We start from the raw sequence: 10,645 nt of genomic DNA on the forward strand, positions 1-10,645 counted from the left end.
CGCGGGCCGTCGGCGCCGAAGCCGGAGATCCGGCAGTGCACGAGCTTTGGAAACCTCGCGCGGAGGACGTCGTTGCCGATGCCCCATTTGTCGAGCGTGCCCGGCTTGAAGTTCTCGATCAGGACGTCGGCGGTTTCGAGCAGCTGCATCAGCACGGCGCGGCCGCCTTCGGCGGCCAGGTCGAGCCCGATCGAGCGCTTGTTGCGGTTGACGCCAATGAAATAGGCCGCATCCTCCTCGTGGAACGGCGGGCCCCAGTCGCGGGTCTCGTCGCCGGCCGGCGGCTCGACCTTGATCACGTCGGCGCCGTGGTCGGCCAGGATCTGCGTGCAATAGGGGCCGCCGAGCACGCGCGACAGGTCGATCACGCGCAACCCGGCGACCGCGCCGGTCAGGGATTCGGGAATCATGGATGGGTTCTACTGAGCTGGTTCACGGGCGCCATTAAGCATCAGGAGGCGCTTCTTCGCAAATGCCCGACCGGAATGGGACTTGAGATATTTCTCGAATTCGAGCGCCTTGTATTTGTCGGGGAACGCGCAATACCAAACGAGCTTCCAGGGCTTGAATTTCGCGGTGTGAGGAGATCTTCCGGCGTTGTGCTCGGGGAATCGTCGCTTCAGGTCGGCTGTGGCGCCGATATATTCCTGCTTAGGGAATTGAATGCTGCGGAGGATGTAGACGTACCACATTGCCGCTTTGCGCTACTGCATCTTGATGGTGGGCAACGTAGCCGAATATCTCTAAGAGATTCACAACCGAGGTCTGCAGCCCGTCTTCGCCCTTCGGGCTACGCCGGGCACCACGCTTCGCCTTCGGCCCCGCATGGCTGCGCCACGCGTAGCCGAAGGCGAAGCGTGGTGGAGCCAGGCGGGATCGAACCGCCGACCTCTTGCATGCCATGCAAGCGCTCTCCCAGCTGAGCTATGGCCCCATAAACTTGGCGTGCCCTCGTGGAGCACGCTTTCCGGCGCGTCTGGGCGACGCACCGTCTTCAGCAGCAACCCTGAAACACAGTTCAGGGCCTTTCTCAAGTCTCTTCGTCACCTCCGACGTCGCCGATGATGTCGGTGACGTCCTCCTCGCCCTCTTCCTCGTCGGCGATGAAGGTCGAATCATCATCGTCGTCGTCCTCGAGGGTCTCGTCGATCTCGATGTCGTCCTCCGATTCCGGAACGACGGCCTTCACCTTGCCGGTGTTCTCCTCGGCATCGGCCTCCTCGAGCGACACCATCTCCTCGGCCTCCGCCGGTTCCGGCGCGGCCTCGGCGGCCGCGGCACTGGCGCGCGCCGTCTCGCCGCGGGTCCGCGTGGTCGCAACCGGCGCGATCGGCACCACCTCACCGGTATAGGGCGAGATCACCGGGCTCTTGTTGAGATCGTAAAATTTCTTGCCCGTGGTCGGGCAAATGCGTTTGGTTCCAAGATCGGGTTTGGCCACGTGTGCGGAATCCTGGGATGTCGGAAAAGCGGTGCTTCACTTGGCTAGTTGCCGGGCCGCTGTCAATAGCCGTAGGGGCAAGAAATACCGTCCCATGGTGCGACGTCCATGTTACCGCTCCGCCGAGCTTGAGGACACGATCTTGACCCATTCGGAACACTCTACCCCGTTGGAGGCCCGCGCCTCCGGTCCCCTGACTGGCCAGGTCCGCGTTCCCGGGGACAAGTCGATCTCGCACCGGGCGCTGATCCTCGGTGCGCTCGCGGTCGGCGAAACCCGGATCTCCGGGCTGCTGGAGGGTGAGGACGTGCTCAACACCGCGAAAGCGATGCGCGCGCTCGGAGCGCGGGTCGCGCGGACCGGCGATTTCGCCTGGTCGGTGCACGGCGTTGGTGTCGGCGGCTTCGCCGAACCTTCGTCAGCTCTCGATTTTGGCAATTCCGGCACCGGTTGCCGGCTGGTGATGGGGGCGGTGGCCGGCTGCCCCATCACCGCGACCTTCGACGGTGATGCGTCGCTGCGCAGCCGGCCGATGCGCCGGGTGCTCGATCCGCTCGCTTTGATGGGCGCCAGGGTCACCGCCGGCGGCGAGGGCGGCCGCCTGCCGCTGACGCTTGCCGGCGCCCGCGATCCGCTGCCGATCGTCTACCGCACCCCGGTCGCCTCGGCGCAGATCAAGTCGGCGGTGCTGCTGGCGGGGCTCGCCGCCCCCGGCGTCACCACGGTGATCGAGCAGGAGGCGAGCCGCGACCATACCGAATTGATGCTGAAGCATTTCGGCGCCGAGATAACCTCGGCCAGGGAAGGCGCCCATGGCCGCAGGATCGACCTGACCGGACAGCCGGAGCTGCATGGCGCGACCGTCGTGGTGCCGGCCGATCCCTCCTCGGCGGCGTTCCCGGTGGTGGCGGCGCTGATCGCCGAGGGTTCGGATCTGCTGCTGTCCGACGTCATGACCAATCCACTGCGCACCGGGCTGCTCACGACCTTGCGGGAGATGGGCGCGTCAATCGAGGAGGGCGAGGTCCGCACCGACACCGGCGAGCCGATGGCGCGGTTGCGGGTGCGCGCCTCGAGGCTGCGCGGCGTCGAGGTGCCGCCCGAGCGCGCGCCCTCGATGATCGACGAATATCTGGTGCTGGCAGTGGCCGCGGCCTTCGCCGAGGGCACCACGATCATGCGGGGTCTGCACGAGTTGCGGGTCAAGGAATCCGACCGGCTGGCCGCCACCGCGGACATGCTCCGCATCAATGGCGTCAAGGTCGAAATCGCCGGTGACGACCTGATCGTCGAGGGCAGGGGCCATGTGCCGGGCGGCGGGCTGGTCTCGACCCACATGGATCATCGCATCGCGATGTCAGCGCTGGTGATGGGACTCGCCTCCGATCGGCCCGTCAAGGTCGACGATACCGCCTTCATCGCCACGAGCTTCCCGGATTTCATTCCGATGATGCGCGCGCTGGGGGCGGAGCTTGCGTGAGGCGGCACCATGACGATGGCCTTCGACCGCGCCGCGCTGCTCGACGCCTTCGACCGGATCGGCCGCGCCGCGGTCGCGGCGGGAACGAAGCTGCAGATCGCGGTCTACGGCGGCTCGGCGCTGATGCTGGCGAGCAATTTCCGGTTCGCGACCGAGGATGTCGATATCGCCGATATCGGCCAGCTCTGGCCTGCCTGGCTATCGGATGTCGTCGCCGACATCGCGCGCGAGAAGGGCTGGTCGGCCGCCTGGCTGAACGATGCGGTGAGCTTTCATCTCAGCGCGCTTGCCCGATCGGACCGCGACCTCACCGCGTTCGGCACGTTTCCAAGGCTGGACGACAATGTCGGTCTCACCGTGTTCGTGCCGACCGCCCGGTACATGTTGGCGCTGAAACTCAAGGCTCTGAGAATTTCAGACTTCGACAAAGGCCGGCAGGACATGGCGGATGTCACGCATCTTCTGAAGGTCCTCAATCTTGCTCAGATCGAGGAGGCGATTGGTATTCTCGCCGAATTCTTCCCGAGCAGCGCGGCGCATGCCGACAAGCAGCGTTTCGTGCTCAAACGCCTCTTTTCTGGAGAGAGCTCCATCGATGCGCCCCAATACCCTCGCCCAGACCGCTGAGCGCATGGCGTCCGGTCACTCGGCGGACACAGCGCTCAGCGAGTTTCTCGACGAGTTTTACCTCGCCCCGACGACGGAGCTGAAGAGCGCCATGCTCCTCGACGAGCCGCCGCAGACCGGAGATCCGCGCCTGGAGGGCTTGTTGGGTGCGGTGGCGGAGTATCTTGCCCATCAATACGGCTTGCCTCGCGTCCCGCCCTGGGCCTATTCGCCGTCGCGGTATCTCGAGCGGCCCTGGCATGTCTCGTCGATGTCCGATGACGGCATGCGCGAATACCTGACCTATGCGAGCCCCGGCGAATTCGCCTCCCGCAACATCTTCACCGAGGAGCGGCCGTTGCGGCGCGCCCGCGGCCCCAGACCTCCAGAGAAACAGCGCCCATGATCATCGCCATCGACGGGCCCGCGGCATCCGGCAAGGGCACGCTCGGCCGGCTCCTCGCCGCCCATTACGGCTACCGTCACCTCGACACCGGCGTGATCTACCGTGCCGTGGCGCACGCGCTGATCAGCGCCGGCCACGACCTCAATGACGAGGCTGCCGCTGTCAGCGCGGCCCGGGGGCTCGACCCGCAAAAATTCGGAGATCCGGCCCTGAAATCCCATCCGGTGGGGACGGCGGCCTCCGTGGTCTCGGCCATTCCCGCCGTGCGGGCGGCGCTGCTCGAGTTCCAACGCGATTTTGCCGCCGCCCCGCCAGGCGCGGTGCTCGATGGCCGCGACATCGGAACCGTGATCTGTCCGGATGCCGAGGTGAAGATCTTCGTCGTCGCCGATCCCAGGGTCCGCGCCCGCCGCCGCACGCTCGAGGCGCGCTCCAGGGGCGAGGCGGCCGACGAGGCGGCTGTGCTTGCCGACATCCTGGCGCGCGACGAGCGCGACCAGAACCGCGCCGTTGCCCCTTTAAAACCCGCCGCGGATGCTTACTTGCTAGATAATTCCAACTTGGATATAGAAGCCGGCGTCCGGGCCGCCATCGACATTGTCGAGGCCGTTCGAGCGGGCCGGTCGCGGGGCTAAGCCGCGGCCGTCTTTGGAGGAGCCGCCCGCTCCCGCCCTCGAAGGTCGAACTCCCGCAGTCCCTCGGGATCGGGAGTTTTAAGTTCCGGACAATTCAACGTATCGAACGTGAAGCCATCTGCCGGCCCGCTGCTTGCGTTTTCTCGCAAGCCCAGCGGTCGTCGTGGCCGTTGCGAACCACCGACGCTTCGCGCGCGATACGCCATTCAACCCGACGGCCGGCAAGACTTCGCATCTGGAGAACAAATGGCTTCGAGTATCACTGCCGATACCTATCATCCCAGCCGCGACGATTTCGCCGCGATGCTGGACGAGTCCTTTGCCGGCGGCAACCTGCAGGAAAGCTCCGTCATCAAGGGCAAGGTGGTTGCCATCGAGAAGGACATGGCCGTCATCGACGTCGGCCTGAAGACCGAGGGCCGCGTCGCGCTGCGTGAATTCGCCGGCCCCGGCCGCGATGCCGATCTCAAGATCGGCGACACCGTCGAAGTGTTCCTCGACCGCATCGAGAACGCGCTCGGCGAGGCCGTGCTGTCGCGCGACAAGGCGCGGCGCGAGGAGAGCTGGGGCAAGCTGGAGAAGGCGTTCCAGAACAACGAGAAGGTCTCCGGCGTCATCTTCAACCAGGTCAAGGGCGGCTTCACCGTCGATCTCGACGGCGCGGTGGCCTTCCTGCCGCGCTCGCAGGTCGACATCCGTCCGATCCGCGACGTCGCGCCGCTGATGAACAATGCGCAGCCGTTCCAGATCCTCAAGATGGACCGCCGCCGCGGCAACATCGTGGTGTCGCGCCGCACCGTGCTGGAAGAGACCCGCGCCGAGCAGCGCCAGGAGCTGGTGCAGAACCTCGAAGAGGGTCAGGTGATCGACGGCGTGGTCAAGAACATCACCGATTACGGCGCGTTCGTCGATCTCGGCGGCATCGACGGCCTGCTGCACGTCACCGACATCGCCTGGCGCAGGGTCAATCATCCGACCGAGGTGTTGACCATCGGCCAGACCGTCAAGGTCAAGATCATCAAGATCAACCACGAGACCCACCGCATCTCGCTCGGCATGAAGCAGCTGCTGGAGGATCCCTGGCAGGGCATCGAAGGCAAGTATCCGCTGGGTGCGCGGCTGCATGGCCGGGTCACCAACATCACCGACTACGGCGCGTTCGTCGAGCTGGAGCCGGGCATCGAGGGCCTGATCCACGTCTCGGAGATGTCGTGGACCAAGAAGAACATGCATCCCGGCAAGATCGTCTCCACCTCGCAGGAAGTCGAGGTGCAGGTGCTCGAGGTCGATTCGGTCAAGCGGCGCATCTCGCTCGGCCTCAAGCAGACCATGCGCAACCCCTGGGAAGTCTTCGTCGAGCGCCATCCGACCGGCTCGGTGGTCGAGGGCGAGGTCAAGAACAAGACCGAGTTCGGCCTGTTCCTCGGCCTGGAAGGCGACGTCGACGGCATGGTCCATCTGTCCGATCTCGACTGGAAGCTTCCGGGCGAGCAGGTGATCGACAACTACAAGAAGGGCGACATGGTGAAGGCCGTGGTGCTCGATGTCGATGTCGACAAGGAGCGTATTTCTCTCGGAATTAAACAGCTCGAAGGCGATCCGTTCGCCGAGCCCGGCGACGTCAAGAAGGGCGCGGTGGTGACCTGCGAGGTGCTCGAGGTCAAGGAAGGCGGCATCGAGGTCAAGATCGTCGGCACCGATTTCAACACCTTCATCAAGCGTTCGGAGCTGGCGCGCGACCGCAACGATCAGCGGCCCGAGCGCTTTGCGGTCGGCGAGAAGGTCGACGCGCGGGTGATCCAGTTCGACAAGAAGGCCCGCAAGGTCCAGGTGTCGATCAAGGCGCTCGAGGTCGCCGAGGAGAAGGAGGCGATCGCCCAGTACGGCTCGTCCGATTCGGGCGCGACGCTCGGCGACATTCTCGGCACCGCGCTGAAGAATCGCGAGAACAAGTAGAGGTCGGCTTCGGCTTAAGGCCACGATTCAAGGCCCCGGTTTCGACCGGGGCTTTTTTGCGCGATCGTCCGTGGGGACGACGAAAGGCCGGAGCCTTCAATTCTTCATATTGCACCGCAAATGATGTGATCAGATGACGCTGCGCTCACGCTGCGAAGCGCAGAACGACCCTGAATGGCCTTGTCTTTGGGAGAATTTCCGATGTCGCTCGATTCGGATGTGATCGTCGATCGCCGCAGGCTGCGCCGCAAGCTGACGTTCTGGCGCGTGTTCGCCGCGATCGTCGTGGTCGCGGCTGTCGCCGTCGTCGGAACGATGCTGTCGCCGCGCGGCCGCAGCGCCCTGACGACGTCGGGATCGATCGCGCGGGTCAACATCGAGGGGATCATTCGCAGCGATTCGGAGCGGGTGGAGGCACTGGAGCGGCTGGAGAACTCGCACGTCGCCGCCGTCGTCGTGCACATCAATTCGCCAGGCGGCACCACCGCCGGCTCGGAGCAGCTCTACGATTCGCTGGTGCGGCTGAAGGCGAAGAAGCCGCTGGTGATCGTCGTCGAAGGATTGGCGGCCTCGGGCGGTTACATCGCTGCGATCGCGGGCGATCATATCGTGGCCCAGCAGAGCTCGCTGGTCGGGTCGATCGGCGTGTTGTTCCAGTATCCGAATTTCACCGATCTGCTGAAGACGGTGGGCGTCAAGGTCGAGGAGGTGAAATCCTCGCCGTTGAAGGCGGCGCCCAATGGTTTCGAGCCGACCAGTCCCGAGGCGCGCGATGCGCTGGATGCGCTGGTCAAGGATTCCTACGCCTGGTTCAAGGGGCTGGTGAAGGAGCGGCGCGGCATGGACGAGGCCCAGCTCGAGAAGGTCGCGGACGGCCGCGTCTTCACCGGCCACCAGGCGGTCGATCTCAAGCTGATCGATCAACTCGGCGACGAGAAGACCGCAGTGGCGTGGCTGGTCGAGCAGAAGAACGTCGCCAAGGATCTGCCGGTGCGCGACTACAAGCTCAGCCCGCGCTTCGGCGACCTGACGTTCCTGCGCACGGCCGCATCGGTCACGCTGGACGCGCTCGGTTTGGGTGCTGTCGCACGCCACCTCGAACAGATCGGTGCCGTGCAGGCAGCCGATCGGCTCGCGCTCGATGGCATGCTGGCGCTCTGGCAGCCGGCCGCGACCCGATGACCTCCGCAGATAAGGTTAATGTCGGTTGCTCGCGTTCTGCGAGCATTGCGACAGGCCCCGATTGTGGGATTTGTCACGCATTTTCGTGCCGGGCAAAACTGATTTAGCGTCTTGACAGTTCAAGGCATTTTCACGGAAATGAATTTCCGATGCTTCCAGGCCCTGCCTCTCGATGATCAAATCCGAACTGGTTCAGCGTATTGCCGAGCACAACCCGCATCTTTACCAGCGGGATGTCGAGAATATCGTGAACGCCATTCTCGAGGAGATCGTGGCTGCACTGGCGCGTGGGGATCGGGTCGAACTGCGCGGATTCGGCGCGTTTTCGGTGAAGCATCGCCCGGCTCGCGCGGGGCGCAACCCGCGGACCGGCGCACACGTTCCGGTTGACCAGAAGAGCGTCCCCTTCTTCAAGACCGGCAAGGAAATGCGGGAACGGCTGAACCGCGGTGAGCCGCCGGAGGCGCCGGAAGCCTGAGGGTTTCCGCATGCGCGCCGGCCGCGCATGACAGGACGGCCGGAGTCGATCAACGCGAGCGGATGCTGATGCGGAAGTTCTTCACGGCCCTGATCGTCATTCCGCTGTTTCTCACCCTCGTGGTGTTCGCGGTCGCAAACCGGCATCTCGTGACGGTATCATTTGACCCCTTCAATGCGACCGATCCAGCGCTCGCAATCAGCCTGCCGCTGTTCGCGCTGATCATCATGGTCGCGATCATCGGCGTCGTCGCCGGCGGTTCCGCGGTCTGGTTCGGTCAGCGTCGCTGGCGGCGGGCGGCGCGGCGGCACGAAGCCGATGCCCGGGCGGCCAAGGCGCATCTGGAAGCCCTCCGGGCTCAAGCCCAAGCCCAAGCCCAACCTATGGCCATGCGCGGCGCCGCGCCGCGGCTCTCCGCGCCGCTGCAAGGCCGCCTGTACGGGGCTTCGGGGCGAGACAAGCACGGCGCGACGTTGTAGAACGCGCCCCGTCCGACACCTAGTTCACCTGCTCCTGCAGATCATGTCCCTGCTCGTCAAAATCTGTGGCCTGTCCACGTCCGAGACGCTGGCGGCGGCGCTCGACGCCGGTGCCGACATGGTCGGCTTCGTGTTCTTCCCGCCATCGCCGCGGCATCTTTCGCTGGAGACCGGACGCGCGCTCGGCGCGCAGGTCGGCGGCCGTGCGCTGAAAGTGGCGCTGACCGTCGATGCCGACGATGCCACGCTCGAAGGCATCGTCGAGGCGCTCGCGCCGGACGCCCTGCAGCTCCACGGCAGGGAGACGCTGGCGCGGCTCGTCGCCATCAGGCAGAGATTTGGCGTCTCCGTGATGAAGGCGATCGCAGTCGAGCGCGCCGCTGATCTCGCAGTGCTGCCGGCCTATGCCGCGGTCTGTGATGGCATCCTGTTCGATGCCCGCGCGCCGAAGGGGGCATCGCGCCCCGGCGGGCTCGGCGCGCCGTTCGACTGGCGGCTGCTGGAAGGTCTCGATCTCGACCGGCCGTTCATGGTGTCCGGCGGGCTCACCGTCGACAACGTCGCCGACGCGGTTCGCATCACCCGCCCCGGCGGCGTCGACGTCTCGTCCGGAGTCGAGCGTGCAACGGGTGTCAAGGACGTCGACATGATCCGCAATTTCATCCGCGCCGCGCGCGCCACCGAAGAGCTCGCCGTCCGATGAACAAGGCCTTGCCCAACTCCTACCGCAGCGGTCCCGACGAGCGCGGACATTTCGGCATTTTCGGCGGCCGCTTCGTCGCCGAAACGTTGATGCCGCTGATCCTCGATCTGGAGAAGGCCTATGCCGAGGCCAAGGCCGATCCGGCCTTCCATGCCGAGATGAAGGGCTATCTCACGCATTATGTCGGCCGGCCGTCGCCGCTCTATTTCGCCGAGCGGCTCACCGCGCATCTCGGCGGCGCGAAGATCTACCTCAAGCGCGAGGAGCTCAACCACACCGGCTCGCACAAGGTCAACAACGTGCTCGGCCAGATCATGATGGCGCGCCGCATGGGCAAGCGGCGCATCATCGCGGAGACCGGCGCCGGCCAGCATGGCGTTGCCACCGCGACGCTGTGCGCGCGCTTCGGGCTCGACTGCGTGGTCTATATGGGCGCCGTCGACGTCGCGCGGCAGCAGCCCAACGTGATCCGCATGGAAATGCTCGGCGCGAAAGTGGTCCCGGTGCAGTCCGGCACGCGCACGCTGAAGGATGCGATGAACGAGGCGCTGCGCGACTGGGTCACCAACGTGCACGACACCTTCTACTGCATCGGCACGGTGGCGGGCCCGCATCCCTATCCGATGATGGTGCGCGACTTCCAGTCGGTGATCGGCGAGGAGACGCGGACGCAGATGCACGAGGCCGAGGGCCGGCGGCCGGATTCGCTGGTCGCCTGCATCGGCGGCGGCTCCAATGCGATGGGGCTGTTCCATCCCTTCCTCGATGATTCCGAAGTGGAGATTTTCGGCGTCGAGGCGGCCGGCCACGGGCTCACGCAATTGCATGCCGCCTCGATCGCGGGCGGCCGGCCCGGCGTGCTGCACGGCAACCGCACCTATCTGCTGATGAACGACGACGGCCAGATCCAGGACGCGCATTCGATCTCGGCGGGGCTCGATTATCCCGGCATCGGCCCGGAGCATTCCTGGCTGCACGAGATCGGGCGGGTGAAGTATCTGTCGGCCACCGACGACGAGGCGCTCGCGGCGTTCCAGCTGCTGTCCCGGCTCGAAGGCATCATCCCGGCGCTGGAGCCCGCACACGCCATCGCCAAGGTGATGGAGCTGGCGCCGGCGCGGCCCAGCGATCACCTGATGGTGGTCAATCTCTCCGGCCGCGGCGACAAGGACGTGCCGCAGGTCGGCGACATCCTGAAAGCGAGGAAGTCGTGAGGGGCGGGCGCTGCTTCCTTCACCTCTCCCCTGTGGGGAGAGGTCGGCCGCGAAGCGGCCGGGTG

General features: G+C 65.6%; 13 protein-coding genes and 1 tRNA gene. 10 read left to right on the forward strand and 4 right to left on the reverse strand.

All coding sequences use genetic code 11. The features are described from left to right. The 4 genes from JOY90_RS30700 to JOY90_RS30715 form a co-directional block, all read right to left on the reverse strand. Window positions 1-410, reverse strand: a 410-nt coding sequence (locus tag JOY90_RS30700) for a CoA transferase (protein WP_291694851.1), incomplete at its 3' end; no start/stop codon positions are given. Between the two features lie 9 nt (window positions 411-419). Further along, the gene (locus JOY90_RS30705; protein WP_291694852.1) at window positions 420-692 is read right to left on the reverse strand and encodes a GIY-YIG nuclease family protein; all 273 of its coding nucleotides are present in this window, start codon (window positions 690-692) and stop codon (window positions 420-422) included. 166 nt (window positions 693-858) lie between these two features. Continuing rightward, window positions 859-934, reverse strand: a tRNA-Ala gene (locus JOY90_RS30710). A 96-nt stretch (window positions 935-1,030) separates the two neighbouring features. Next, complete coding sequence (locus JOY90_RS30715) at window positions 1,031-1,441, reverse strand: TIGR02300 family protein (protein ID WP_291694853.1); 411 nt, start codon at window positions 1,439-1,441, stop codon at window positions 1,031-1,033. 142 nt (window positions 1,442-1,583) lie between these two features. Here JOY90_RS30715 and aroA point away from each other — a divergent pair, with 142 nt between their 5' ends. From aroA to trpB, 10 genes are all read left to right on the forward strand, one after another. Then, window positions 1,584-2,921 carry a 3-phosphoshikimate 1-carboxyvinyltransferase gene (gene aroA / locus JOY90_RS30720; protein ID WP_291694854.1) on the forward strand — a complete coding sequence of 446 codons (1,338 nt, stop codon included), beginning with the start codon at window positions 1,584-1,586 and terminating at the stop codon, window positions 2,919-2,921. A gap of 9 nt (window positions 2,922-2,930) precedes the next feature. Next, on the forward strand, window positions 2,931-3,548 hold the full coding sequence (locus JOY90_RS30725) for a hypothetical protein (protein WP_291694855.1): 618 nt from the start codon (window positions 2,931-2,933) through the stop codon (window positions 3,546-3,548). Beyond that, window positions 3,517-3,933 (forward strand): hypothetical protein, encoded by a 417-nt coding sequence (locus JOY90_RS30730; protein ID WP_291694856.1) that lies wholly within the window; start codon window positions 3,517-3,519, stop codon window positions 3,931-3,933. The genes JOY90_RS30725 and JOY90_RS30730 overlap by 32 nt, the downstream gene beginning before the upstream one ends. Then, window positions 3,930-4,568: a (d)CMP kinase gene (cmk, locus tag JOY90_RS30735; protein ID WP_291694857.1), complete on the forward strand. Its 639-nt coding sequence runs from the start codon at window positions 3,930-3,932 to the stop codon at window positions 4,566-4,568. The genes JOY90_RS30730 and cmk overlap by 4 nt, the downstream gene beginning before the upstream one ends. Window positions 4,569-4,814: 246 nt before the next feature. Next, a complete protein-coding gene (rpsA, locus tag JOY90_RS30740; RefSeq protein ID WP_291694858.1) occupies window positions 4,815-6,524 on the forward strand; it encodes a 30S ribosomal protein S1 in 1,710 nt (569 codons plus the stop codon). Window positions 6,525-6,725: 201 nt separating this feature from the next. Continuing rightward, window positions 6,726-7,706: a signal peptide peptidase SppA gene (gene sppA / locus JOY90_RS30745; RefSeq protein ID WP_291694859.1), complete on the forward strand. Its 981-nt coding sequence runs from the start codon at window positions 6,726-6,728 to the stop codon at window positions 7,704-7,706. Between the two features lie 172 nt (window positions 7,707-7,878). After that, window positions 7,879-8,184: an integration host factor subunit beta gene (gene ihfB, locus JOY90_RS30750; RefSeq protein WP_291694860.1), complete on the forward strand. Its 306-nt coding sequence runs from the start codon at window positions 7,879-7,881 to the stop codon at window positions 8,182-8,184. A 68-nt stretch (window positions 8,185-8,252) separates the two neighbouring features. Then, a complete protein-coding gene (locus JOY90_RS30755; protein WP_291694861.1) occupies window positions 8,253-8,663 on the forward strand; it encodes a lipopolysaccharide assembly protein LapA domain-containing protein in 411 nt (136 codons plus the stop codon). 43 nt (window positions 8,664-8,706) lie between these two features. Further along, window positions 8,707-9,366, forward strand: coding sequence for a phosphoribosylanthranilate isomerase (locus tag JOY90_RS30760; RefSeq protein WP_291694862.1), 660 nt, complete (start codon window positions 8,707-8,709; stop codon window positions 9,364-9,366). Then, window positions 9,363-10,580: a tryptophan synthase subunit beta gene (gene trpB / locus JOY90_RS30765; RefSeq protein ID WP_291694863.1), complete on the forward strand. Its 1,218-nt coding sequence runs from the start codon at window positions 9,363-9,365 to the stop codon at window positions 10,578-10,580. Before JOY90_RS30760 ends, trpB begins: the two co-directional genes overlap by 4 nt. Window positions 10,581-10,645 lie beyond the last annotated feature (65 nt).

This window comes from Bradyrhizobium sp., from assembly GCF_019242285.1.
In the GTDB taxonomy this organism is placed as follows: Bacteria; Pseudomonadota; Alphaproteobacteria; order Rhizobiales; family Xanthobacteraceae; genus Bradyrhizobium.

Coding starts and splice junctions, on each gene's coding strand:
- JOY90_RS30705 (WP_291694852.1), bottom strand. CDS start 692: ATGTGGTACGTCTACATCCTCCGCAGCATTCAATTCCCTAAGCAGGAA.
- JOY90_RS30725 (WP_291694855.1), top strand. CDS start 2,931: ATGACGATGGCCTTCGACCGCGCCGCGCTGCTCGACGCCTTCGACCGG.
- JOY90_RS30730 (WP_291694856.1), top strand. CDS start 3,517: ATGCGCCCCAATACCCTCGCCCAGACCGCTGAGCGCATGGCGTCCGGT.
- cmk (WP_291694857.1), top strand. CDS start 3,930: ATGATCATCGCCATCGACGGGCCCGCGGCATCCGGCAAGGGCACGCTC.
- rpsA (WP_291694858.1), top strand. CDS start 4,815: ATGGCTTCGAGTATCACTGCCGATACCTATCATCCCAGCCGCGACGAT.
- sppA (WP_291694859.1), top strand. CDS start 6,726: ATGTCGCTCGATTCGGATGTGATCGTCGATCGCCGCAGGCTGCGCCGC.
- ihfB (WP_291694860.1), top strand. CDS start 7,879: ATGATCAAATCCGAACTGGTTCAGCGTATTGCCGAGCACAACCCGCAT.
- JOY90_RS30755 (WP_291694861.1), top strand. CDS start 8,253: ATGCGGAAGTTCTTCACGGCCCTGATCGTCATTCCGCTGTTTCTCACC.
- JOY90_RS30760 (WP_291694862.1), top strand. CDS start 8,707: ATGTCCCTGCTCGTCAAAATCTGTGGCCTGTCCACGTCCGAGACGCTG.
- trpB (WP_291694863.1), top strand. CDS start 9,363: ATGAACAAGGCCTTGCCCAACTCCTACCGCAGCGGTCCCGACGAGCGC.